14 protein-coding genes are annotated in these 25,240 nt (G+C 58.7%); 6 read left to right on the plus strand and 8 right to left on the minus strand.

Translation table 11 applies throughout. From position 1 onward, the window contains the following. The first annotated feature begins 2 nt into the window (after positions 1-2). From OK411_RS18220 to OK411_RS18230, 3 genes are read left to right on the plus strand one after another with little or no spacing between them, the layout of a single operon-like run. Positions 3-4,841, plus strand: a complete 4,839-nt coding sequence (locus OK411_RS18220; RefSeq protein ID WP_264365479.1) for a neuraminidase-like domain-containing protein — start codon at positions 3-5, stop codon at positions 4,839-4,841. Beyond that, entirely contained in the window at positions 4,838-9,469 is a 4,632-nt protein-coding gene (locus tag OK411_RS18225) for a SpvB/TcaC N-terminal domain-containing protein (protein ID WP_264365480.1), read from the plus strand. The genes OK411_RS18220 and OK411_RS18225 overlap by 4 nt, the downstream gene beginning before the upstream one ends. Beyond that, on the plus strand, positions 9,466-12,147 hold the full coding sequence (locus OK411_RS18230; RefSeq protein ID WP_264365481.1) for an RHS repeat domain-containing protein: 2,682 nt from the start codon (positions 9,466-9,468) through the stop codon (positions 12,145-12,147). The genes OK411_RS18225 and OK411_RS18230 overlap by 4 nt, the downstream gene beginning before the upstream one ends. 154 nt (positions 12,148-12,301) lie before the next feature. On the opposite strand, the gene OK411_RS18235 is transcribed toward OK411_RS18230, so the two are convergent. From OK411_RS18235 to OK411_RS18260, 6 genes are read right to left on the minus strand one after another with little or no spacing between them, the layout of a single operon-like run. After that, positions 12,302-14,044, minus strand: a complete 1,743-nt coding sequence (locus tag OK411_RS18235; RefSeq protein WP_016775286.1) for an ABC transporter substrate-binding protein — start codon at positions 14,042-14,044, stop codon at positions 12,302-12,304. A gap of 47 nt (positions 14,045-14,091) precedes the next feature. Continuing rightward, on the minus strand, positions 14,092-14,364 hold the full coding sequence (locus OK411_RS18240; protein WP_125927402.1) for a DUF2160 domain-containing protein: 273 nt from the start codon (positions 14,362-14,364) through the stop codon (positions 14,092-14,094). Between the two features lie 10 nt (positions 14,365-14,374). Next, a complete protein-coding gene (locus OK411_RS18245; protein ID WP_003192012.1) occupies positions 14,375-15,175 on the minus strand; it encodes a carbohydrate ABC transporter permease in 801 nt (266 codons plus the stop codon). Positions 15,176-15,184: 9 nt separating this feature from the next. Next, positions 15,185-16,051 (minus strand): carbohydrate ABC transporter permease, encoded by an 867-nt coding sequence (locus tag OK411_RS18250; protein ID WP_007912484.1) that lies wholly within the window; start codon positions 16,049-16,051, stop codon positions 15,185-15,187. Then, positions 16,048-17,160 (minus strand): ABC transporter ATP-binding protein, encoded by a 1,113-nt coding sequence (locus OK411_RS18255; protein WP_041477087.1) that lies wholly within the window; start codon positions 17,158-17,160, stop codon positions 16,048-16,050. Before OK411_RS18255 ends, OK411_RS18250 begins: the two co-directional genes overlap by 4 nt. Further along, entirely contained in the window at positions 17,160-18,254 is a 1,095-nt protein-coding gene (locus tag OK411_RS18260; protein ID WP_016775291.1) for an ABC transporter ATP-binding protein, read from the minus strand. The genes OK411_RS18255 and OK411_RS18260 overlap by 1 nt, the downstream gene beginning before the upstream one ends. A gap of 381 nt (positions 18,255-18,635) precedes the next feature. Here OK411_RS18260 and OK411_RS18270 point away from each other — a divergent pair, with 381 nt between their 5' ends. Further along, positions 18,636-20,468 (plus strand): sigma-54-dependent Fis family transcriptional regulator, encoded by a 1,833-nt coding sequence (locus OK411_RS18270; protein WP_264365482.1) that lies wholly within the window; start codon positions 18,636-18,638, stop codon positions 20,466-20,468. 162 nt (positions 20,469-20,630) lie between these two features. Here OK411_RS18270 and cysS read toward each other — a convergent pair whose 3' ends face one another. Both cysS and OK411_RS18280 read right to left on the minus strand, forming a co-directional pair. Continuing rightward, positions 20,631-22,013, minus strand: a complete 1,383-nt coding sequence (gene cysS / locus OK411_RS18275) for a cysteine--tRNA ligase (RefSeq protein ID WP_122612129.1) — start codon at positions 22,011-22,013, stop codon at positions 20,631-20,633. 18 nt (positions 22,014-22,031) lie between these two features. Beyond that, complete coding sequence (locus tag OK411_RS18280) at positions 22,032-23,729, minus strand: glutamine--tRNA ligase/YqeY domain fusion protein (RefSeq protein WP_024013424.1); 1,698 nt, start codon at positions 23,727-23,729, stop codon at positions 22,032-22,034. Between the two features lie 251 nt (positions 23,730-23,980). Between OK411_RS18280 and OK411_RS18285 the strand changes: the two genes are divergently transcribed. Both OK411_RS18285 and lpxH read left to right on the plus strand, forming a co-directional pair. Beyond that, positions 23,981-24,487 carry a peptidylprolyl isomerase gene (locus OK411_RS18285; protein ID WP_038862220.1) on the plus strand — a complete coding sequence of 169 codons (507 nt, stop codon included), beginning with the start codon at positions 23,981-23,983 and terminating at the stop codon, positions 24,485-24,487. After that, on the plus strand, positions 24,484-25,236 hold the full coding sequence (lpxH, locus tag OK411_RS18290; protein ID WP_024013425.1) for a UDP-2,3-diacylglucosamine diphosphatase: 753 nt from the start codon (positions 24,484-24,486) through the stop codon (positions 25,234-25,236). The genes OK411_RS18285 and lpxH overlap by 4 nt, the downstream gene beginning before the upstream one ends. Positions 25,237-25,240: the final 4 nt, after the last annotated feature.

A 25,240-nucleotide genomic window follows, 5' to 3' on the forward strand; every position in this document is an offset into this window, starting at 1 on the left:
TCATGACAACTGCCTTCGACGCGCCTCTCAACGAAGCACTGCGTGACGCGATGCTAGCCCTGTACCTGCACGAAGCCGTACCCAACGATCCCTACCTGATCGAGCAGGGGCTGGCTCATAGGATCAAGACCGCCAACGACCTTTATGAATTCTGGTTGCTGGACGTACTGGTCAGCCAGAATGTGCCAACCAGTCCTGTGGCTTGTGCCATCGCCAGTTATCAGCAGCAAATCAACAGCATGATGCTCAGCCTGGAACCCGGTTACATCGATGACAGCTTCACTCCGCTACAGACCCGAACCTGGCGCGATGGCCTCAATCGCTACTCGATCTGGGGCGCTCTCCAGAAGTTGCGGAGCTCCCCGGACATCTATCTGGACCCGACCCTGCGCCTGACCAAGAGCGCCAGTTTCGAGCAACTGGAGAACGATCTCAACCAAGCGCAAATACAGCCAGAAACCGTACAGACCGCCGTGCTGGCTTACCTTGCCCGGTTCGAAGAAGTCGCCAATCTGAAAATCTGCAATGGCTACATCGACGGCGAAGACTTTGCCAACAGCACCTATTATTTCATCGGCAAATCTCCGGCCGAAAATGCCTGGTACTGGCGCTCACTCGACATGTCTCAGCGCGCGGTAAAAGTACCTGCGGGGAAACCAGAAGAGGTCCCGGAAAAATTTGACAAGCCGCTGCCCAGTGCCTGGTCGGATTGGCAAAAAGCCAATGTGCCCATTTCCGAAAAAGCGCTGGAGCACACCGTTCGCCCGTGCTGGTTCAATAACAGACTGTTCGTGATCTGGGCCGAGCTGGAACTCCAGGATGCAACCGCCACACAGTCACCGGTCACGGGCGAGGCTGACCCGAGCGTCAAGGTCAATCCCAGGTTCCGTCTATACGCCAGCTACAAAAAATACGACGACACCTGGAGCACTCCGCGGGTCTATATCGAGAGTTATTGCAAGACAGAGACGCTGGTCGCGAAACCTCTGGAAGAAATCGCTGAACAAACCCAGACCATCGCGGTGTATGACCACTCGACTTCGCCCGACTCCATGAAAGTCCTGATGTATTCGGGGTACCAGGGCGGCGATGATCACAACAACGACAAATACGATTTTCTGCGTACGATACGAATCGACAAGAACTTCAATGTGACGCCACTGTTTCCTTCATCCGGCGTAGTAACAGCCGGCAATATGATCCCAGCGTCGTCCGCCGGGATCTTCGAAAAAAGCGAACAGCACGTACGACTCATAGGCCACATCTTCGCGAAACCGGAAGCTGCTGGACGTTTTCAATATTGGCTGCCCGCCACTACACCTGTGTTCGGCGCCGTAGAACACGAAGTACCGCACGCAGACAAACCAACCTGGAACTTCAATGGCTGGCAATCGCGCATCGCGACCATGCGCGAAGGTACCGACCTTGACTATCGACCAGGCCGGTCCAGCCTCGAGTTGGTGCTCAGACTCGATGAGCGATTTCCAGATGTCACAACGCTGAAATTTTCTATCGGCAGCGCTGACGACAAAGAACTCTTTCACTTGACCCTGGTGTTCAATCACACAGCTGAAAGTCGCTGGCGCACCTTGCTTGAGGGCTCGGAGATCACGTCTGTCGGTGAATTCATGAACATGCAGGACACAGCGTATTGCTTCAGAGGTTTTCCAGACAGCATCAGAAGCCTGATTTCGGATTCCGACAGCAACAACCGAACGGAATTTACCGTCCCGCGCATACAGCCGGGTGGCACCGTTTCCCTCGCGGGCAAAGTCGCCGGCTCGGACATACTTGGTTTGCTGCGGGATAGCCCGAATAGCATCCACGTCGGCGACGTTTGGCGAAGCCCCAAAGGCGGTGAAAGCTCTACAACCAGTCTGCTACCGAGCATTCGTAACCACATTTTCGAGGCTTACGGATATCAGCTGTTCATAGGGCATCCTCTGGACGTACAGGTGGATGAATTTCCTGAATCGCTTGACCAGATACGTCGTTTATATACCTCGGGCGTCGTTGAAAGCTTGAACCAAAACAACGGCGGCGGCGGATATATGATGATTCTGGACAAGGTCAGACATCTGCCCGACGGCTGGCCGGTCGAGTGGCCTGAGTCCGATGCAGCGCTGAAAATCCCTTTCGTGTATGGCGTCTTGATCCATAGAGACAGTCCGATCGGCTATACACCCGTCGGCGGAGCTCTGAAAGCGCTATCGATTACCTGGGGGGAGGCACTCGAAGCCGAACACCAGATCGCGCCGCGCATCAGCAACGATGACAATCCCTCGCTGGGCACAGCCCAATTCATTGACTTCAGCGGCTCCAGCATCGAGTACAGCGATGGGGGCCAACCTGAAAAGTCATTCCGTGCGCCTGTGCGCATGAACAGCACTTTTGCGCGGCAATTGATCAACCTTGCCGAGAACGGTATGGCCCCCTTGCTAAGCTGGGAAACACAGACCCAGCGCACAGAACCACCCATCCCTGATGGTCAGGGATCGCAAGCCATGGATTTCTCGGGCGCCTACTATCTGTATTTCCTCGAGCTGTTTCTGTACTTGCCATGGCTGGTGGCCTATCGCTTGAACGAAGAGCAGCAGTACGATCAGGCGAAACAGTGGCTGGCCTATCTATATGACCCGACACGACAGAGTGCCGAACCGGGGCACCCCGGTTACTGGCAGGCCGTGCCGCTGGAATTACCCGTGTGGCCTGGCCCGGTCGACCCCAGCCTGAGCATCCTGTACCCGGACGATCCGCATCAGATTGCCCTGAGTTTTCCCGTGCATTTTCGCAAGGCGCTGTGGAAACTGTTCATCGAGATCGAGAGCCGCCAGGCTGATCTGGCGTACGCCGAGCTGACACCGGATGGACTGGCCGAGGCCAAGTTGCGCTACGTGCACATCATGGACCTGCTGGGGCCGCGCCCGGATGTGCGCCAGGTCGACGATTGGTTGCCGCTCACGCTCGACGAATTGAGTTCGTCGAAAAATGCGCAATTGCGTGACTTCGAGCAGCGCCTGATCGCCACGCAACAGCAGCTTCAGCAACACCCGCCACTGCGCATCGGAAAGGCTGCGGCCTGCGAGTCGGCGCCCTTGCTATGCCTGCTGCCAAAGGGCGATGACCCGTTACTGACGAGCGTTGATATCGAATATCTGCGTCGCCCCTTCAATCCCGAACTGATCATGCATTGGGAGCGCGCCGAGAGCCGTTTGTACAACCTGCGGCATAATCTCGACATGGCCGGCACGCCCCTGAACCTGCCGTTGTTCGCCACGCCGCTGGATCCGCGGGCGTTGCTCGCCGCATGGGGCCAGGGCCTGTCGGGTGCGGCGCTCAGCCGTCTGTTGAATCCGCAAATTCCCGATTACCGCTTCAGTTTCATGTTCGCCTTGGCGCAGAACGCGGTGGACAGCGTGATCCAGTTCGGTTCAACGCTAATGTCGCTTATCGAACGCAAGGAGCAAGCGCAATATCTGGAATTGCAACAGCAACAGGCGTGGAACCTGGCGAAGATGGCAGTGGATATACAGGTTCAGGCCGGCAAGATTGACGAAAAAAACAAGGAGGCGTTGCTGGCGAGTCAGGACCTGATTACGGGACGTGTCGGTTATTACGAGAAACTGTTGAAAGAGGGTGTCAGCCCGCTGGAAATCGCTACGGGAGCCGCTTACCTGGCAGGAAATCTCGGCCAGACCGCAGCAATCATTGCTCAGGGAGTCGGTCACGCATTGACAGTAGCCCCCAACATAGTCGGCATGGCAGTTGGTGGTGCACGCCTGGAGGGGGCAGCTCTCAGCTTTGCGTCCCATGCACAAACGTGGTCGCAACTGGCCTATGCCGCAGGCCAAACCATGGAGCGAATCGAACAATATCGGCGTCGCACCCAGGAATGGACCCACGCCCGCGACCAGGCAAAACTTGAGGCCGAACAGATCAAGGCGCAAATCGCCGTCTACGAAGAACAACACAAAGCCAGCCAACTGCAGCTGCGACAGGCGCAAACTGCTCTGGAGCAGGCCAGGGCTACCCATGACTTCCTGCTGAGCAACAACCGCTTCAGCCGATCACAGACCTACGATTGGCTCAACAGCAAATTCGCCGGTTTCTACCACACCGCCTTCACCACCGCACAATCGCTGTGCCAGGCCGCCGAAGCCTGCTGGCAATACGAAATGGGCAATTTCACTCAGACCTTCGTCCATCCAGGCGCATGGAATGCCACCTACCGCGGCCTCGGCGCCGGGGAAGAGTTGAAGATGAGCCTGCAACAGATGTACAGCCAGTACATGCAGCACAACCGCCGCGATCTGGAAATCAGGAAAACCGTGTCACTGCAGGATTTGATGGCCAAGGACCCGAGTTCAACCATCAATAAAACGTGGGCAGACATCAAATCATCGCTGCTCAGCAACGGCACGTGTGAGTTCGAACTGACTCAGAAAATGTTCGACGATGATTACGCCGGGCAAAATCATTATCTGCGTCGGATCAAGACTATCAGCGTAACGCTACCGGCTATCCTCGGGCCCTATCAAGATATCCGAGCGGTGCTGAAACAGACCTACAGCAAAGTTGAAATGGCCACAACGCCAGGCAATGCCAAGGACAACCTGCGGGTGAGCCAGCAGATTGCCCTGTCTTCATCACTGGAAGACAACGGCATGTTTCAGCTCAACTTCCAGGATGAACGCTATCTGCCATTCGAGTACACCGGGGCAATCTCACGCTGGAGCCTGACATTTCCCAACTATGCTGACCAGGAGGCCATGCTCAAGCGCCTTTCCAACATCATCCTGCATGTGTGCTACACCGCCAGATGTGAAGGCGGTTCGCTATGAGCGAACAACAGCAGCCGCAACCATCGACAATGCAGATCAACACCCCCAGCCTGCCCAAGGGCGGCGGTGCTATCCAAAGCATCGGCAAGGGATCGGCCGGCGTAGGTACCAAGGGCACTGCGTCGCTGGAACTGCCGTTGCCGATTTCCCTGGGGCGCGGTTTTATCCCGCCGCTGGGTCTCGTTTACAGCAGCGGTACGGGCAACAGCCCTTGCGGACTTGGCTGGCAGTTGACGGTTGACGCGGTGACCCTGCGCACGGTCAAAGGCGTGCCGACTTATGACGGCACTGACCAGATCGTGGGACCTGACGGCGATGTCTGGATGCCCGAACGCAATGAGAGCACCGGCGAACTGATTTCCCGCACCGCTGAGGATTACAACGGCTTACCCCTGACGACAGCGTATGACGTCGTTCGCCACTGGCCACGGACCGAGGGTGCTTTCGCCTTGATCGAACATTGGTCGAACGAGACCGACAAACCCGGCTTCTGGCTGATTCACCGTGCCGACGGCAGCCTGCATATCTATGGCAGCACAACCAATTCACGCCGGGTCGACCCTTGCGACCCGCAGCGTGTGGGCGTCTGGCTGATCGAAGAAAGCCTCAATACCCGCGGCGAACACATCATCTACGAGTACAAAGCGGAAACCGAGCTGCCAGTGGCTCCGCAGTATCGCGACTACCGCGCTCAGCGCTATCTCAAACGAGTGTGTTACGGCAACGAAAAAGCCTGCGCGCATCTGTACGCCTGGGACCCCGGCAGCTGGGAAAAACAGTTATGGCACTTTCAACTGGTGTTCGACTATGGCGAGCGCAGCACCGACCTTGAACAAGTGCCGACATTCAATGAACAACAACCATGGCCCGAGCGCAGCGATCCTTACTGGATCTATGCCTACGGTTTCGAGTTGGGTAATCGACGTCTGTGCCGACAAGTGCTGATGTTTCATCACTTCCCCAAGGAGTTGGGTGACGATCCGGTTCTGGTACAACGCCTGCTCCTGCGATATCGCCTCAGTGCGCTGGGCTACAACCACCTGAGCGCGGCTCATCAGCAGGCGTACGACGGACTCGGCCAGATCGAAAGCCGACCGCCAATGGAGTTCACTTACAACACGTTCGACCTCGTCTCGCAACCGCAGGGCTGGAAAGAATTCCCGGCCATGCCCGGGCTCAACGATAGTCATCAATATCAGTTGGTCGACCTGTACGGTGAGGGCCTGGCGGGTGTGCTCTGTCGATATGACCAGGGCTGGTATTACCGCGAGCCGCTGCGCGGTGAAACTGGCAGTGAAGACGTTAGCTACAGCGACTGGCAACGCCTTGAGCAAATACCGCCTGCCGACCATGGCAAGGCGGTGCGCCAGTCCCTGACTGACCTCACCGGCGACGGCAAGCTCGACTGGGTGCTCGCCACGCCAGGCATGTGCGGATTTTTCACCCTTGACCCGGATCGTAACTGGTCCGGCTTCATGACATTCGATGCGTTTCCCGGTGAGTTTTTCCACCCGATGGCACAGATCAGCGATCTGGTAGGCGATGGTCTTAGCGACCTGGCACTGATCGGGCCGCGCAGTGTTCGCTTGTACGCCAACCGTCGCGCGGCAGGTTTCGCCGACGGTATTGACGTACCACATAAAGAGGAAAATGCTTCTGGCGATTACGATGACCTGCCTGTCCTCAGCAATAACCCGAGCGAAATCGTCGCGTTCGCCGATGTGCTCGGCAGCGGCCAGCAACATCTGGTACGCATCCGTCATAACGAGGTCAAATGCTGGCCGAATCTTGGCCGTGGCCGCTTCGGCAAGGGCTTCGTGCTGTGCCCCCTGCCCTTCGATGACAGCGAATTCAATGCGTCACAGGTCTTGCTCGCTGATCTCGACGGTTCGGGTGCCGCTGATCTGATCTATCTCGAAACCCAGCGCCTGCGCGTGTTCATGAACCATGCCGGCAGCGGTTTTCAACAGACCTCAGTCGACCTGTCCTGGCCCGAAGGCCATTCCTACGACCCGCTGTGGCAGGTCAGCAGCGCTGATCTGCAAGGCCTGGGTTGCTCCAGCCTGGTCGTGACGCTACCGCACATGTCGCCAGAGCACTGGCGCTACGACTTTGTCCAAGCCAAGCCGTATCTGCTCAACCGCAGTTGCAACAACATGGGCGCCAGCACTGGCGTGGACTACCGCAGCTCCGCTCAGGAATGGCTGGACGAAAAACAAGAGTTGCAGGCGGCCGGTGTCGCCAGACCGGTTTCCTCGTTGCCAATGGCGATGCACCTGGTCAGCCGGCAAACCCAATGCGATGAGATTTCCCGCACCACCTTGAGTCAGAGTTTCAAATACCGGGGCGGTTACTACGATCTTTTCGAGCGCGAGTTCCGTGGTTTCCGCCTGCTACTGCAAAGCGACACCGAAGCGTCGGCCGCCGAACGTGCGACGGCGGGGTTCACAGCGCCGATCCTCAGCAAGACCTGGTTTCATACCGGCGAAACCATCGACCCGCCGAGGGCCGGGTATTACACCTGCGACGCGGAGGCAATCGATCTCAGACCCTCACTGCTGCAGAACTACCACTTCAATGATCGCCTCGCGCAACCCTTTACCGTAGCCGATGACGACAGCGTCCGGGAGATCGCTCGCACGCTGAGCGGCCGGGTAATGCGCTCGGAAATCCATGCTGCCGATGACGATCCCGCGACCGCGACCGCCGTGCCGTACGTGGTTCAGGAGCATCGCTATGGCGCGCGGGTGCTGCGTCCCAAGGGCAAGCATCAGCCTTACGCGGTGATATTGCCTTTGGAGGTGGAATCCATCAGTTACCAATACGAACCCGCTATCGCCGACGATCCAATGTGCCAGCACCAGTTGAATCTGGAATGGGATCAATACGGGACCGTAGTGCACGCGTTCAGTGTCAACTACCCACGACGCAAGACCAGCAGCGATACGCCGCCGTTCAACGAGGAGCATCACCAGAACTGGTGGAAGGATGCTCATGACGATGCGCAACAAAAATGGTACCTGACGCAGCTCAAGTCAGAACCGATTCATTTGCCCAATAACGAGGCTTGGCGCCTTGGATTGTCCTGCCGCCTGCGCAGCAATTCTCTGGTGCTGGAAAAAGCGGCGCTGAGTGCCGCAACGATCCATCATGAACACATCTTGCAAATGGGCCGCGACGATGGCGAATGGGCGCAGCACGCGGTGTTGTCTGCTTTGACGCTGCAGCGCTACATCGACCCTCGCAGCGGTGCAACCCTGGATCCGGGCGCGTCGACTTTCGAAGGCTTGCCCGCCTACATGGAGACGGCCGAACTGGATGCTGTCGCGCTCAGCGCTTACGACAAACTCGCGGTGGATGGCAGCATGCCCTTCAACCTGAAAGAAAAACTCGAATCGCCAGAGGTGGGTTACCACATCATGCCGCTGTTTTTGCCCGAGCAAGACCACGCTCCGACTGGCGACCCTGACGACGCGAAGAATTATCTGTGGTCAGTGCACAGAGGGTTCCCTACCTACCACACACTTGACGGCTTTCATAACGTGCAGAAATACCGTGAAACCCGCAGTCACGGTGAAACCCTGATTACCTACGACGCGTATTGGTGTGTGACCACCGCAGTGACCTTACCGGACGGTTGCACTACCCGCAGCCTGGACGTGGATTACCGCACCTTCCTCCCTGCGACCATCGAAGATGCCAACCGCAACCTGCAAGAAGCACGCTATAACGCCTTCGGTGAACCGCTGGTAAGCAGTTTCCATGGCACCGAACTTGGAGAGCCGGTGGGTTTTGACCCGCTACAAACCTACATCCCGCCCGCAGACCGCGACCCGGCCATAGCCATCGCCAATCCGAAACAAGCGATTGGCAATTTCGCCAGCGCCAGTTTCTGGGACACCTTCAGCTGGATGGGACGCATCTCCCGTTCGTCCCCGCCCTCCCCCGAGTGGTTGGCCTGGGCGAAAAATCAGGGTTTCATCCTGCCCGACGGACACCTTTGCGACCGCGCCTGGCAATACGTTGCCAAGCTGGAAAATCCCGACCCGAACGAAACCGTGCTGCAACAGCAAATCGCTGCGGCACAGCGTGAGCCCGTGTATTCGGTGGCCCTGCTGGCCGACCGCTACCCAGGTGACCCGGCGCTACAAGTGCGAGTCAGCATTGCCTGTCTGGACGGTTTAGGCCGTACCCTGCAGACCAAACAGGAGGTCCCCCCCGGCGTAGCCTGGCAGGTCGATGACAACGGCGAGCTGGTCCTCGACGACAATGGCAAACCGATAGACGCCGAGGCCCGGCGACGCTGGCGTGTCAGCGAGCCAGTCGAATACAACAACAAAGGCCAAACAGTGCGGATTTACCGACCCTACTTCGCCGATCAACCGCGTTATATCAATGATCGCTCGATGCGCAAGCATGCTTTTCACGACCAGCAGTTCTACGACGCGGTGGGCCGACCGACGGAAACCGTACTGGCGAAACAAATGCTGCAAGGCAATCCGCCGATGCTGAAACCTTTGCGCCGGGAAGTCTGGTACTGGATCTGGTGTAACGTCGCCTTCGATGAAAACGATCTGTTCGACCCACCGCCGGAACAACGACGACGCAACTGGTGGACAGGGAGGTGAGCAGGCATGCGCAGACGCCCCATCTGAGCGTCACGGACTCCCGAGGCTTGCCGGTGCGGCAGGTCGCCTACTGGCGCGAAGATGGCAGCGAATCTGAAGCGCGCATCACCGCGGTTCAACATGACGTTGGTGGACGACCGGTGGCGCAGCGCGATCCACGATTGTTCGCCGATGCCTCAGCCCCCGCCAACCTCAGGACCATTTACTCACTGACCGGTCAGGTGCTGATCACCCTCAGCGTCGATGCCGGATGGCGCGTCACTCTGTGGGGCGAGGCGCGTCAACCGCTGCACGGTTGGGATGGCCGGGGCAGCCTGCGCAGCATCGAATATGACAAACAGCTGCGACCACAGGCGGTGTTCGAACACGCCGGCGACGGCGCACCTTTGTGTGCGGAGCGATATGCTTATGCCGGCAGCGATCCGACATTTGCCGTGCGTAACCAGTGCGGGCAGCTCATCCGTCATGATGATCCGGCTGGCACGCAGTTGTTCGAACAGTTCGGACTGACCGGTGGAATCCGGACGCAGTCTCGACGCTTTCTGTGCTCATTCGACTCTCCTGACTGGCCGGTATCGCTCAGCGAGCGTGACAAATTGCTCGAAGACGCGCATGCCGCCACGAGCTACACGCGTTTCAACCCGCTCTCGGAAATCATCGAACAAATCGACGCCAGAGAACACCGACAGCTTTTCAGCCAGACCGTGGACGGGCAGTTGCGAGAGGTTGGACTGCAATTGAAGGGCTCCGCGCCGAAAACGCTGGTCGGCGCCATCCAGTACGATGCCCAAGGACATACCCTTCGGGAAACCGCTGGCAACGGCGTGCTCACCACATTCGACTACGCCGCCGAGGATGGCAGGCTGATCAGTCTGCTACGCCAGCGCGGCAACGACATCCTGCAAGACTTGCGTTATGCCTACGACCCGGTAGGCAATGTGCTGAGTGTTGAAGACGCCGCCCTCCCGATTCGATACTTCGCCAACCAGCGCATCGAGCCGGTCAACCGCTACCGTTATGACAGTCTCGATCAGTTGATCGAGGCCACGGGTTGGGAGGCGTGTCAGACATCGAAGTTTTCACTGATTGCAGATCCTGCAGCCATCGCCAATTACACCCAGACCTATCGCTATGACCGCGCTGGCAATCTGCTCGAATTGACTCACAACGGCCCGCAACGCCACGGTCAGCGCCTGCTCGCTGCCAAGCACAGTAACCGCTGCTTGCCGGTGCGCGATGGCTTGGAACCAGGCGAGGAAGATTTGCGCAACGGCTTCGATGCCAATGGCAATCTGCTTGGCTTGCAACCAGGACAGACTTTCAACTGGGACTTGCGTAACCAATTGCGTGAAGTTCGGCTGGTTTTGCGTGAAGACCGTTCGGATGATAACGAGCAATACCGATACGCCGCAGACGGCATGCGCGTGCAAAAAATGCGGCTGATACAGACCAACGCTAAAACGCTGATGGCCGAAGTGCGTTATCTGCCAAATCTGCAAATCCGTACCCACAGTGGTACGGGGGAAATGCTGCAAATAATCAGTGTTCGAGCCGGGCGCAGCAGCGTGCAGGTGTTGCACTGGGAATCCGAACCGCCCAAAGGTAATGACAACGATCAGCCGCGTTACAACCTCAACGACCATTTGGGTTCCTGCACCATGGAGCTCGACACCACAGGCCAGCTCATCAGTCAGGAGCAATACCACCCTTTCGGCACTACCGCGTGGTTTGCCGGACGCAGCGAAATCGAGGCAAGTTATAAAACGCTGCGCTATTCGGGCAAAGAGCGGGATGCGACCGGGCTTTATTATTATGGGTTCAGGTATTACATGGCCAGTTGGCAGCGGTGGCTGAATCCGGATCCGGCCGGGGTGATTGATGGTCTGAATCTGTTCAGCATGGTGAAAAACAATCCGTTGACCTATTTCGACATTGATGGGCGAATTCGTGAAGGCGTCAATAAGGACTATCCGATTGAAGAGCCCCCCGGATCGTCGCCTTCGCCGTTATCATCAACGCCATTTTCAGCACACTCGGTATTTGATGACAGTACGAGATTCAGATTTCCTGAGACACCACCATTGTCTCCAGAAGTCCCGGGCGCAAGCCACCCCATCGAAGTGTTGATGGAGAAAGTGCAATTGACAGATTCTTCGCTGAAGAATAAGTCGACCCCGATTGCAGATGATATTGGTGGTCGCCCTGCTATAGCCGGCGGGGGCGAAGGAGAAATATACGAAAGCGCCGACGGAAAACATGTCTATAAAAAGTTCAGAGGAGCCAACAAGAAAAACAATATTCCGGAATATGTAAAATCCGAAGCCGAGAGCTTCAATGCTTACTATGGAGCAGGCTCGGCGACGGCACTTATTGAAGACAATCAGAGTTACCTCAAGATGATAAAACTCGATGGCATCCCCCTCGGTGACATCAAGAGAGGCTCCATTCCGGCAAACGGCGCTAATGCACTTTTGGAGATGTTTAATGAAATGGAAGCAAAGGACCTATATCACCAGGATGTACAGGACCATAATTTCCTCTGGTCCGAGAAAGATACTAAAGTTTACCCCGTCGATATGGAGGCGCACCCTTTTGAGCTTGCTCAGTATTCGATAGACGTATACGAACGAAAGAAAACTACGTTGCTGAAGCAATTTGCCAACAACGTAAAACGCTGATTGCAATCCCCCGCAAATCTTCGATGGGAATTCGCGGTGTGCGAAATGCGCGCACCACAAAACACAAGAGAGCCAGACCGCTGTCGATTCAAATAAATGGGGAGAAAAAGCAAACGGCACCTTCCGGTGCCGTTCGCTTCTCACATTTCCAACATCATTTGCGCGCATCCGCCCAGGATTTCAGCAGTTCGCTATAGCTCACGGTTTCACCCTTCGGCTTCTCGTTGGCCAGTTTCGGCTTCGGTGCGCCCGGTTGATCGAACCAGTATTGCGCATCGCGTTCCGGGTTCATTTTCGGTGCGCAAGTGGCCTGGGCCTTGGAGCGTTCGAGGCGTTCCATGATGCGGTCCTGATCCTTGGCCAGGCCATCGAGCGCTTGTTGCGGTGTTTTCTCGCCGCTGGCGGCTTCGGCGATATGGCTCCACCACAGCTGAGCGAGACGTGGATAGTCCGGCACGTTGGTACCGGTCGGCGACCATTGCACGCGGGCCGGGCTGCGATAGAACTCGACCAGACCACCGAGTTTCGGCGCCAGATCGGTCATGGCCTGCGAGTTGATGTCCGACTCGCGAATAGGTGTCAGACCGACGATGGTTTTCTTCAGCGAAACAGTTTTCGACGTGACGAACTGCGCGTACAGCCACGCCGCGAGTTTCTGTTTCTCAGGCGTGGATTTCATGAACGTCCACGACCCCACATCCTGATAGCCGAGCTTCATGCCCTCTTCCCAATACGGGCCTTTAGGCGACGGCGCCATGCGCCATTTCGGCGTGCCGTCGGCGTTGACCACCGGTAGGCCGGGTTTGGTCATGTCGGCGGTGAACGCGGTGTACCAAAAGATCTGCTGGGCGATGTTGCCCTGCGATGGCACCGGGCCGGACTCGGAGAAAGTCATGCCGGCCGCTTCCGGTGGCGCGTATTTCTTCAGCCAGTCGACGTATTTGGTGGTGGCAAACACCGCCGCCGGGCCGTTGGTGTCGCCGCCACGGGTCACGCTGGAGCCGACCGGATGACAGTCTTCGACGCGGATGCCCCACTCGTCCACCGGCAAGCCGTTGGGCAGTCCCTTGTCGCCGCCACCGGCCATGGAGAACCAGGCATCGGTGAAGCGCCAGCCCAGCGACGGGTCTTTCTTGCCGTAATCCATGTGGCCGTAGACGCGTTTGCCGTCGATTTCCTTGACGTCTTCGCTGAAGAATTTGGCGATGTCTTCATAGGCCGACCAGTTCACCGGCACGCCTAATTCGTAGCCGTATTTTTCCTTGAACTTGGCTTTCAGATCGGCGCGTTCGAACCAGTCGGCACGGAACCAGTACAGGTTGGCGAATTGCTGGTCGGGCAGTTGATAGATCTTGCCGTCGGGCGCGGTGGTGAAGGAGATGCCGATGAAGTCCTTGATGTCGAGGGTCGGCGAAGTGAAGTTCTTGCCTTCGTTGGCCATCAGGTCGGTGATCGATTCGGTCTTGCCGTAGCGAAAGTGCGTGCCGATCAGGTCGGAGTCGTTGACCCAGCCGTCGTAGATGTTCTTGTCCGACTGCATCACCGTCTGCATTTTCTCGACCACGTCGCCTTCCTGCAGCAGGTCGTGGGTGAGTTTGATCCCGGTGATTTCGCTGAAGGCCTTGGCCAGCACCTTGGACTCGTATTCGTGGGTGGTCAGGGTTTCGGAAACGACCTTGATGTCCATGCCGCGAAACGGCTCGGCGGCCTTGATGAACCACTTCAGTTCTTCGAGCTGCTGTTCGGCCGTCAGGGTCGAGGGCTTGAACTCGCTGCCGATCCATTTTTTTGCAGCATCTTCGTAGGCGTCGGCCCAGGCAGATGCGCTCAAACCGCTGAGTGCCAGCATGGCTGCCAATGAAATGCTATGTCGCAGCTTATTGTTTTTATCGAACATAGAGACCTCCTGTTTAAGTTGTGGAGCCGCGTTGCCGAACGATTCGACTAGCCCCAACGCATCACAGCCAACAGCCACACCAGGGACAACGCGGACGCCACCCAGATGCTCCAGTCGGTGACGCCGATTACCAGCAAATGCAGGTAGGCGCTGCCGAGAAGACCGATAAACAAGCGATCGCCACGGGTCGTGGCAATCGGCAGAAACCCGCGCCGCAGAATGCTCGGCGAGTGCAATTCCCAGGTGGTCATGCCCACCAGAATCAGACCGATGCCGATGAAGAACGCGGCGGTCGGTGTCGTCCAGCTCATCCATTCCATCATCAGCTCCTCAGACTCGACCGAGGGCAAAGCCCTTGGCCACGTGGTTGCGTACAAACCAGATCACCAGCATGCCCGGCAGGATGGTCAACACCCCCGCTGCTGCCAGCACGCCCCAATCGATCCCCGACGCCGACACCGTGCGCGTCATCACCGCCGCAATCGGCTTGGCGTTGACCGAGGTCAGCGTGCGCGCCAGCAGCAGCTCGACCCAGGAAAACATGAAGCAGAAAAACGCCGTGACGCCGATACCGGAACCGATCAACGGGATGAAAATCTTCACGAAGAACTTGGGGAAACTGTAGCCGTCGATGTAGGCCGTTTCGTCGATCTCCTTGGGCACGCCAGACATGAAACCTTCGAGAATCCACACCGCCAGCGGCACGTTGAACAGGCAGTGCGCCAAGGCCACGGCGATATGCGTGTCGAACAGGCCGATCGACGAATACAACTGGAAGAACGGCAGCAAGAACACCGCCGGCGGCGCCATGCGATTGGTCAGCAGCCAAAAGAACAGATGCTTGTCGCCGAGGAAACGATAGCGTGAAAACGCGTAAGCCGCCGGTAACGCCACGCTCAGGGAAATCACCGTGTTGAGGCTGACGTAATACAGCGAGTTCAAGTAGCCGGTGTACCAGCTCGGATCAGTGAAGATCACCTTGTAGTTCGCCAGCGTGAAATCCTGTGGGAAAAGCGTCAGGCCGCCGAGGATTTCGGTGTTGCTCTTGAACGACATGTTCAGCAGCCAGTAGATCGGCACCAGCAGGAACAGGATGTACACCAGCAACGGAATAAGCTTTCTCTTGCTCATGGCCGGGCCTCAACGGTTGGCGTCGGAGTGCGTCATGGCGGTATAGAACAGCCAGGACACCAACAGGATGATCAGGAAGTACACCAGCGAAAAAGCCGCTGCCGGACCGAGGTCGAATTGCCCTACAGCCATCTGCGTCAACGTCTGACTGAGGAAGGTCGTGGCATTGCCCGGCCCGCCGCCGGTGAGCACGAAAGGCTCGGTGTAGATCATGAAACTGTCCATGAAACGCAGCATCACCGCGATTAGCAGTACGCTTTTCAGTTTGGGCAATTGAATGTGGCGGAACACTGCCCAGGCCGAGGCGCGATCGATCCGCGCCGCTTGGTAATAGACGTCGGGAATCGCCCGCAGGCCGGAGAAACACAACAGCGCGACCAGAGAAGTCCAATGCCAGACGTCCATCACCAGCACCGTCACCCAGGCGTCCATGGTGTTGGCCGCGTAGTTGTAGCTGATGCCCATCGCGTTGAGGCTGGAACCGAGCAGGCCGATGTCGGCGCGGCCGAAGATCTGCCAGATGGTGCCGACCACGTTCCACGGAATCAGCAGCGGAATCGCCAGAATGATCAGTACCACCGAAGACCAGCGGCCCTTGGTCGGCATGGTCAGCGCGACGGCGATGCCCAGCGGGATTTCGATCAGCAGCACGCACGCCGAGTAGATGAACTGGCGCAGCAGCGAGTCATGCAGACGCGGATCAAGCAGCACTTGCTTGTACCAATCGGCACCGACGAAGTAGCGGCTGGACTGGTCGAAGATGTCCTGCACCGAATAGTTGACCACGGTCATCATCGGGATCACCGCACTGAACGCCACCAGCAGGAACACCGGCAACACCAGCCACCAGGCCTTGTTGTTCTGCACCTTGTTCATGGCTGCACCTCCTCGTCGCTGACTTCCAGGAGAAATTCATCGGCATAGACCATCAGCCATTGCGCCGGGAAACTGATGTAAGCCGTGCCCTGAGGCACCGGTTTGTCTTCAGCCAGACGCACCTTCAACGGTGCGCCGTCGAGGTTGAGGGTCATGATCTTGTAGGTGCCGAGGTCTTCGACATGTACGACTTTGGCCTGCATCGCATCGTCAAACGGCTCGTCCCACACGTGAATAAACTCCGGGCGGATGCCGACCTTGAGATTTTTCCACTGGCCGTGCTCGATATGGCGCTGCAAGGCGTCGGACAACGGCAAGTGCGTCGAAGCGAAACCGACGCCACCGGGCTGCGGCTGCACCTCGATCAGATTCATCCCCGGGCTGCCGATGAAATAGCCGACAAAGGTGTGGCTCGGCCGTTCGAACAACTCCCGTGGCGTACCGAACTGGACGATCTGGCCGCCGTACATCACCGCGATCTTGTCGGCGAAGGTCGAGGCTTCGAGCTGATCGTGGGTGACGTAGACCATGGTGATATTGAACTGCTCGTGGATCTGCTTGAGCTTGCGCCGCAGTTTCCACTTCAAGTGCGGGTCGATCACCGTCAGCGGCTCATCGAAGAGGATCGCCGAGACGTCGTCGCGCACCAGGCCACGGCCCATGGAGACTTTCTGTTTTTCGTCGGCGGTGAGATTGCGCGCCTTCTTGCTCAGCAGATTCTGCAGGTCGAGCACCTCGGCAATTTCCTGCACTTTGCTGTGCACTTTCGCCTCGGCCATGCCCTGATTTCGCAGCGGGAAGGCGAGGTTGTCGAACACCGTCATGGTGTCGTAGACCACCGGAAACTGGAAAACCTGGGCGATGTTGCGCTTCTCCGGGGTCAGGTCGTTGACCGCTTTGCCGTCGAACAACACATGGCCCTGGGACGGGCTGAGCAGGCCGGAAATGATGTTGAGCAAGGTCGACTTGCCGCAACCGGACGGGCCGAGCAAGGCGTAGGCGCCACCCTGCTCCCAGACGTGATCCATCTCGCGGATCGCATAATCCTCGGCGCCGCTCGGGGTTTTGCTGTAGCTGTGGGCGAGGTGCTGCAAACGGATTTCGGCCATCAGGCAACCCTCGCGACACGCCGGCCCGGTGCTTGCACCAGACGGCCCTGCGCATCGAAAACGAACAGTTTGTGGGTCGGGATATAAATGCGGATCGGCGCATCGACGTCGTATTCGTGAACACCCGGCAAGTGCAGCACCAGCAGGAAATGCTCGTTGCGCACATGCAGGAAGGTTTCCGAACCGCTGATCTCGGCCACCTCGACGGTCACGGCCAATTCGAGATCGTCATCGTTGCTCGGCACCAGCGAGATATGACTTGGGCGCACGCCGAAGCGGAACTCACCCTCGCCCACCGGGCGCAGATCGACGTTCAACGGAAAGTGTACGAAGTTGGCGAAGCTGACTTCGTTGCCGGCAATGCGTCCCGGCATGAGGTTGATCGGCGGTTCGGAGAACAATTCAGCGGCGAGCACCGACTGCGGCTGGTGATAGACCTCGGTCGACGGCCCGCTCTGGATCACCCGGCCTTCGTGCAGGATGGTCGTGGTGCCGCCGAGGGCCAGCGCTTCGTTGGGCTCGGTGGTGGCGTAGATGGCGATGGTGTGGCGGGCCTTGAACAGCTCGCGCATTTCCTGACGCAGCTCTTCGCGCAGCTTGTAGTCGAGGTTGACCAGCGGCTCGTCGAAGAGGATCAGTTCAGCATCCTTGACCAGCGCGCGGGCCATGGCCGTGCGCTGCTGCTGCCCACCGGAGAGCTCCAGCGGATAACGCTGCAAGAACTTCTCGATGCGCAGCATGCGTGCCGTTTCCTGCACCTTGCTGTGGATGATCTCTTTCGAGATGCCGGCCTGGCGCAGTGGCGAGGCGATGTTCTCAAACACGGTCATGGTCGGGTAATTGATGAACTGCTGATAGACCATCGACACGTTGCGCAGCCGCACCGGGCGCTGGGTAACGTCGACGCCGTTCATCAGCACTCGGCCGCTGTCGGGCTTGTCGAGGCCGGCCATCAGGCGCATGAGGCTGGTCTTGCCGGACAGGGTGCGCCCGAGCAGAACGTTGAAGGATCCGGGTTCGAATTTCAGGCACGCATCGTCGATCCAGATCTGGCCCTCGACGGTACGGCTGACGTGCTCCAGGGTGAGTGACATGGCTCGGCCTTTGTTATTTTTGGAGTCAAGCGACCGGAGCAACAGAGCGACATTCGTGCCAGAAATGGCAAGTGCTTGATTTGTCTTGAGAAGCAGTGTTTACGGGGGCAAGCGGCGTTCACAGCTGAACACTTTTGAACAGTCGGGGTGATTGACAATGAACAATAGTGAACAACACTCTATGCACGCTTTTGCCCAATCCTCAATGCAAATGGATCCCCTGTGGGAGCGAGCCTGCTCGCGAAAGCGGTGTGTCATTCAATGAATCCATTGACTGAACCGACGCTTTCGCGAGCAGGCTCGCTCCCACAGGGGGTTTGTGGAGTTTTGAAGATCGGGTTCATAACAATAATAAAATCGCTGCACTCAGAGGCTCGCCCCATGGCCGCACCTGCTTCGCCGCTGTCCCACGACGCGATCGTCCAGACCTCCTGGCAACGTTGCCGCGCGTTCGGCCTCGACCACCAGAGCGCCCCGGCCTTCGATCAATTGCCCGCCGCCGGCATTGCGCGGTTGCTCGACAGCCATCATTCGCTGGTGCAGACCACGCATCAGGAAGTCCTGCCCTACTACGAAAACATCCTCAGCAATTCCAACTGCCTGATCATGCTTGCCGACAATCAGGGCCAGGTGCTGACCTCATGGGGCACACAGCGCTTTATCGAACCGAATCTGGCCCGGGGCTTTCAGGCCGGGGCGAGCTGGATGGAGCGCAGCAGCGGCACCAACGCGATCGGCACCGCACTGGCCTGTGAGCAGGCGGTGCACATCGAACACGACGAACACTTTCTCAAGGCCAACCGCTTCATGACCGGCTCCGCCGCGCCGATTTTCGACGCCGAGCGCAAGGTCATCGCCGTGCTCGATGTCTCCAGCGACAGCTACCTGCCGCCCTCGCACACCCTCGGAATGGTCAAGATGATGAGCCAGACCGTGGAGAACCGGCTGATCCTCAACCTGTTCCATGGCCAGCATTTTCAACTGACCTTCAACACCGGGTTGAACAACCTCGACAGCCAGTGGGCCGGGTTGTTGATTTTCGATGAGAGCGGACAGGTGCTGTCGGCCAATCGCCGCGCCGACAATTTGCTCGGTGTGCGTTTGTCCCGCGTCAGCGTTGAAAGCCTGTTCAAGGTGTCGCTGCTAGAGTTGATCAATCAGCCCGAAGGTCTGCCGTTTGCCTTGCAGACCTCCGGACGCAACCGTTTCCAGTGCTTGCTGAAACGGCCGAAACAGGCACCGGTGCAGGCGCGGGTATTTGTCGCCGAGGACAAGCCTGCGGCCAGTGGGATCAGCCTCAATACGCTGCATTTCGGCGACAGTCGCGTGGAAAAAGCCGTGCGCCAGGCCGAGCGCTTGCTGGAGAAAGACATTCCGCTACTGATTCACGGTGAGACCGGCGTCGGCAAGGAAGTCTTCGTCAAAGCCTTGCACCAGGCCAGCTCGCGGAGCAAACAGGCATTCATCGCGGTGAATTGCGCAGCGATCCCCGCTGAACTGGTCGAGTCCGAGTTGTTCGGTTACGAGAAAGGCGCGTTCACCGGGGCCAACCAGAAAGGCAGCATCGGCCTGATCCGCAAGGCCGACAAAGGCACGCTGTTTCTCGACGAGATCGGTGACATGCCGCTGCCAACTCAGGCGCGTTTGTTGCGCGTGTTGCAGGAGCGCTGCGTGCAGCCGGTGGGCAGCAGCGAGTTGTTTCCGGTAGATCTGCGGATCATTTCCGCGACCAACCGATCGTTGCGCGAGCAGGTACAACTGGGCCGCTTTCGCGAAGACTTGTACTACCGCATCGGCGGCCTGACCCTGGAGCTGCCGCCGTTACGCGAGCGCAGTGACAAGCAGGCGCTGTTCAAACGGCTGTGGGAGCAACATCGCGAGCCGACGCAATGGGCGGGGCTGAGCCAGGAGGTATTGGAGCTGTTTGAAAAGCATCCGTGGCCGGGGAATTTGCGTCAGGTCAGCAGCGTGATGCAGGTAGCGCTGGCCATGGCCGAGGAACAACCGGTGCGGGCTGAGCATCTGCCGGATGATTTTTTTGTCGACCTGGAGATGGAACCGGTGGAGACAGCGGCGCCGCTGGGGCTGGATTTGAATGATGTTGAGGCGTTGAACAGGGAGTTGAAGGCGGCCGGGGGGAATATTTCGCATCTGGCGCGGCGGTTGGGGGTGAGTCGGAATACGCTGTACAAGCGGTTACGGCAGGCTGAATGACCCACAGGGCATTTGTGTCGTGCATTGAAAGTCGATCGTTCCCACGCTCTGCGTGGGAATGCAGCCCGGGACGCTCTGCGTCCCTACAGAGCCGAACGCGGAGCGTCCGTTGAGGCATTCCCACGCAGAGCGTGGGAATGATCTTGGTAGGGGCTTCGGGCCTCAGTCAGCCAGACGCCAGGTAGTCCCACCCTTGCCATCTTCCAGCACGACACCCATCGCCGTCAGCTGATCACGAATCCGGTCTGACTCGGCCCAGTCTTTCGCCGCCCGAGCTGCCAGGCGCGCCGCAATCAGTGCATCGACTTCAGCCGCATCGACCCGCCCTTCAGCGCCGGCCTGCAGGAAGTCATCCGCCTCCAACTGCAACACACCGAGCACACTCGCCAGTTCTTTCAGACGTGCCGCCAGCCCCGCCGCTGCATCGAGATCGCTCTCACGCAGACGGTTGATCTCGCGCACCATCTCGAACAGCACGGCGCACGCCTCGGGGGTGCCGAAGTCGTCGTTCATCACCGTGGTGAAACGCTCGACAAACGCTTCGCCACCGGCCGGCGCCACGCTCGGCAGGCCTTTCAACGCATGGTAGAAACGCTCCAGTGCGCCCTTGGCGTCCTTGAGGTTGTCTTCCGAGTAGTTGATCGCGCTGCGGTAGTGGCTCGACACCAGCAGGTAACGCACGACTTCCGGGTGGTACTTGTCGAGCACGTCGCGGATGGTGAAGAAGTTGTTCAAGGACTTGGACATCTTCTCGCCATTGATGCGAATCATGCCGCAATGCATCCACGCGTTGGCGTAGGTCTTGCCGGTGGCCGCTTCGCTCTGGGCGATTTCGTTTTCGTGGTGCGGGAACTCCAGATCGCTGCCGCCGCCATGAATGTCGAAGGTCTCGCCGAGGCAGCAGGTCGACATCACCGAGCACTCGATGTGCCAGCCCGGACGCCCGGCGCCCCATGGCGATTCCCAGCTCGGCTCGCCCGGCTTGGCGGCTTTCCACAGGACGAAGTCGAGCGGGTCTTGTTTCGACTCGTCGACTTCGATGCGCGCGCCAATGCGCAAATCTTCGATCTTCTTGCGCGACAGCTTGCCGTAGCCCATGAACTTGGCGACGCGGTAGTACACGTCGCCATTGCCCGGCGCATAGGCGTAGCCCTTGTCGATCAGGGTCTGGATCATTGCGTGCATGCCGGCGATATGATCGGTGGCGCGCGGTTCCATGTCCGGCTTCTGGATGTTCAGGCGCGCTTCGTCTTCGTGCATCGCGGCGATCATGCGCTCGGTCAGCGCTTCGAACGACTCACCGTTCTCACGGGCACGATTGATGATCTTGTCGTCGATGTCGGTGATGTTGCGCACGTAGGTCAGGTCGTAACCGCTGAAGCGCAGCCAGCGGGTCACCAGGTCGAACGCGACCATGCTGCGGCCGTGGCCGAGGTGGCAGTAGTCGTAAACGGTCATCCCGCAGACGTACATGCGCACCTTGTTGCCATCCAGCGGCTTGAAGACTTCTTTGCTCTTGCTGAGCGTGTTGTAGATCGTTAGCACGTTAGTTCCTTGACTCACTCACTGGCCCCACGAATCACGCAGGGTCACGGTACGGTTGAATACCGGCTGACCGGGTTTCGAGTCCTTCAGGTCTGCGACGAAGTAGCCTTCGCGCTCGAACTGGAAACGGTCTTCCGGCTGTGCGTTGCCGAGCGATGGCTCGGCGCGACAACCGGTCAGCACTTGCAGCGAGTCAGGGTTGATGTTGTCGAGGAAGCTGGCGCTGTCTTCGGCTTTTTCCGGGTTCGGCGAACGGAACAGGCGATCGTACAGACGCACTTCGCACTCGACGCTGGCGGCGGCCGGCACCCAGTGGATCACGCCTTTGACCTTGCGCCCTTCCGGGTTCTTGCCGAGGGTGTCCGGGTCGTACGAGCAACGCAGTTCGACGATGTTGCCGTCGGCGTCCTTGATCGCTTCGTCGGCGCGGATCACGTAGCTGCCGCGCAGACGCACTTCACCGGCCGGTTCCAGGCGCTTGTAGCCCTTCGGCGGCTCTTCCATGAAGTCTTCACGGTCAATGTAGATTTCCCGGGCAAACGGCAGCGCGCGCACGCCCATGTCTTCTTTCGGGTGGCGTGGCAGTTCGAGGTTTTCGACCTGGCCTTCCGGGTAGTTGGTGATGACCACTTTCAGCGGACGCAGCACGCACATGGCACGCGGTGCGCTGTGATCGAGGTCGTCACGGATGCTGAATTCGAGCATGCCGAAATCGACCACGCCGTCGGAACGGTTGGTGCCGATCATTTCGCAGAAGTTGCGGATCGATTTCGGCGTGTAGCCACGGCGGCGGAAGCCCGACAGCGTGGACATCCGCGGATCGTCCCAACCGTTGACGTGCTTCTCGTCAACCAGTTGCTTGAGCTTGCGCTTGCTGGTGATCGTGTAATTCAGGTTCAGGCGGCTGAACTCGTACTGGCGCGGGTTCGCCGGCACCGGCAGGTTCTCCAGGAACCACTCGTACAGTGGACGGTGGCTTTCGAACTCGAGGGTGCAGATCGAATGGGTGATGCCTTCGATGGCGTCCGACTGCCCGTGAGTGAAGTCGTAGTTCGGGTAGATGCACCACTTGTCGCCGGTCTGGTGGTGATGCGCGTGGCGGATGCGATACATGATCGGGTCGCGCAGGTTCATGTTCGGCGAGGCCATGTCGATCTTCGCCCGCAGCACGCGCGCGCCGTCGGGGAATTCACCGGCCTTCATGCGCGCGAACAGGTCGAGGTTTTCCTCAACCGAACGGTCACGGAACGGGCTGTTCTTGCCCGGCTCGGTCAGGCTGCCACGGTATTCCTTGGCCTGCTCCGGGGTAAGGTCGTCGACGTAGGCCTTGCCGGCCTTGATCAGCTCGACGGCCCAGTCGTGCAACTGGTCGAAATACTGCGAGGCGTAGCGCACTTCACCGGACCATTCGAAGCCCAGCCATTTGACGTCGCTTTCGATCGCGTCGATGTATTCCTGATCTTCCTTGGCCGGGTTGGTGTCGTCGAAACGCAGGTGCGTGACGCCACCGAACTCCTGGGCCAGGCCGAAGTTGACGCAGATCGACTTGGCGTGGCCGATGTGCAGGTAGCCGTTGGGCTCCGGCGGGAAGCGAGTCACGATCTGGGTGTGCTTGCCCGAGTCCAGGTCTGCCTGGATGATCGGCCGCAGGAAGTTGACCGGCACGGCAGGGCCGGACTTGGCATTCGAGGTAGGGTCGACAGTGGGCTTGCTCATAGGATCCTTGACGTACAGGTGCGCGGCCGCAAAGAGGGGCCAGACAAAACAAAGCCGCTATCATAGCCGATGCTGTCAAGGGCCTGACAGAGCAGCTCTTATAAAGGCACGCATTTAATCGCCGGGAAATGAAAAACCGCCTCGAAATTCGCGCCTGTCACGCTAAACTGCGCACCTTGGCCGAAGCAGGCTGAACCGGTTGTGGGGCTCAATGTCCCAGAACCACGAATTCCCTATGAAGAGTAATGACCATGACTCAAGTCAAACTGACCACCAACCATGGCGACATCGTCATCGAACTGAACGCTGAAAAGGCGCCGATCACCGTTGCCAACTTCATCGAGTACGTCAACGCCGGTCACTACACCAACACCGTATTCCACCGCGTCATCGGCAACTTCATGATCCAGGGCGGCGGTTTCGAGCCAGGCATGAAAGAGAAGAAAGACAAGCGCGCAAGCATCCAGAACGAAGCGGACAACGGTCTCTCCAACGACAAATACACCGTCGCCATGGCCCGCACCATGGAGCCGCATTCGGCTTCGGCACAGTTCTTCATCAACGTCGCCGACAACACCTTCCTCAACCACAGCGGCAAGACCACTCAGGGCTGGGGCTACGCGGTATTCGGTAAAGTGACCGCCGGCACCGACGTTGTCGACAAGATCAAAGGCGTGTCGACCACTTCCAAGGCCGGCCACCAGGACGTACCAGCAGACGACGTGATCATCGAGAAAGCCGAGATCATCGCAGCGTGATATTGCTGATTTCAGACTTGCATCTGGAAGAGGAGCGCCCGGACATTACCCGGGCGTTTCTGGATTTGCTCGCCGGACGCGCGCGCTCGGCGAGTGCGTTGTACATCCTCGGCGACTTCTTCGAGGCGTGGATTGGCGACGACGCCATGACGCCCTTTCAGCGTTCCATCTGCCAGGCCCTGCGCGATTTGAGCGACAGCGGCACGGCCATCTTTCTGATGCACGGCAATCGCGATTTCATGCTCGGCAAGGCCTTCTGCAAACAGGCCGGCTGCACCTTGCTGAAGGACCCGAGTGTCGTGCAGTTCTACGGCGAACCGGTGCTGCTGATGCACGGCGACAGCCTGTGCACCCGCGATGTTGGCTACATGAAACTGCGCCGCTACCTGCGCAACCCGATCACCCTGTTCATCCTCCGTCATCTGCCGCTGAGCAGCCGCCACAAACTGGCGCGCAAGCTACGCAGCGAAAGCCGTGCACAGACGCGGATGAAGGCCAATGACATCGTCGATGTCACCCCGGAAGAGATTCCGCGAGTGATGCAGGCATTCGGCGTGAAGACTCTGATCCACGGCCACACCCACCGCCCGGCAATTCACAAGTTGCAGCTTGGTGAGCAGGCGGCGAAGCGGATTGTGCTGGGGGATTGGGATCGTCAGGGTTGGGCGTTGCAGGTGGATGAGAGCGGGTATGCCTTGGCGCCGTTCGATTTCGCCCCGCCACCCGCCCTCCCTGCCCCGAGCGCATGATCGT

It is taken from the genome of Pseudomonas sp. RG1, from assembly GCF_025910115.1.
Taxonomy (GTDB): domain Bacteria; phylum Pseudomonadota; class Gammaproteobacteria; order Pseudomonadales; family Pseudomonadaceae; genus Aquipseudomonas; species Aquipseudomonas atacamensis.

Coding starts and splice junctions, on each gene's coding strand:
- OK411_RS18270 (WP_264365482.1), top strand. CDS start 18,636: ATGGCCGCACCTGCTTCGCCGCTGTCCCACGACGCGATCGTCCAGACC.
- OK411_RS18220 (WP_264365479.1), top strand. CDS start 3: ATGACAACTGCCTTCGACGCGCCTCTCAACGAAGCACTGCGTGACGCG.
- OK411_RS18260 (WP_016775291.1), bottom strand. CDS start 18,254: ATGTCACTCACCCTGGAGCACGTCAGCCGTACCGTCGAGGGCCAGATC.
- OK411_RS18250 (WP_007912484.1), bottom strand. CDS start 16,051: ATGAACAAGGTGCAGAACAACAAGGCCTGGTGGCTGGTGTTGCCGGTG.
- OK411_RS18225 (WP_264365480.1), top strand. CDS start 4,838: ATGAGCGAACAACAGCAGCCGCAACCATCGACAATGCAGATCAACACC.
- OK411_RS18240 (WP_125927402.1), bottom strand. CDS start 14,364: ATGGAATGGATGAGCTGGACGACACCGACCGCCGCGTTCTTCATCGGC.
- OK411_RS18255 (WP_041477087.1), bottom strand. CDS start 17,160: ATGGCCGAAATCCGTTTGCAGCACCTCGCCCACAGCTACAGCAAAACC.
- OK411_RS18285 (WP_038862220.1), top strand. CDS start 23,981: ATGACTCAAGTCAAACTGACCACCAACCATGGCGACATCGTCATCGAA.
- OK411_RS18235 (WP_016775286.1), bottom strand. CDS start 14,044: ATGTTCGATAAAAACAATAAGCTGCGACATAGCATTTCATTGGCAGCC.
- OK411_RS18280 (WP_024013424.1), bottom strand. CDS start 23,729: ATGAGCAAGCCCACTGTCGACCCTACCTCGAATGCCAAGTCCGGCCCT.
- OK411_RS18245 (WP_003192012.1), bottom strand. CDS start 15,175: ATGAGCAAGAGAAAGCTTATTCCGTTGCTGGTGTACATCCTGTTCCTG.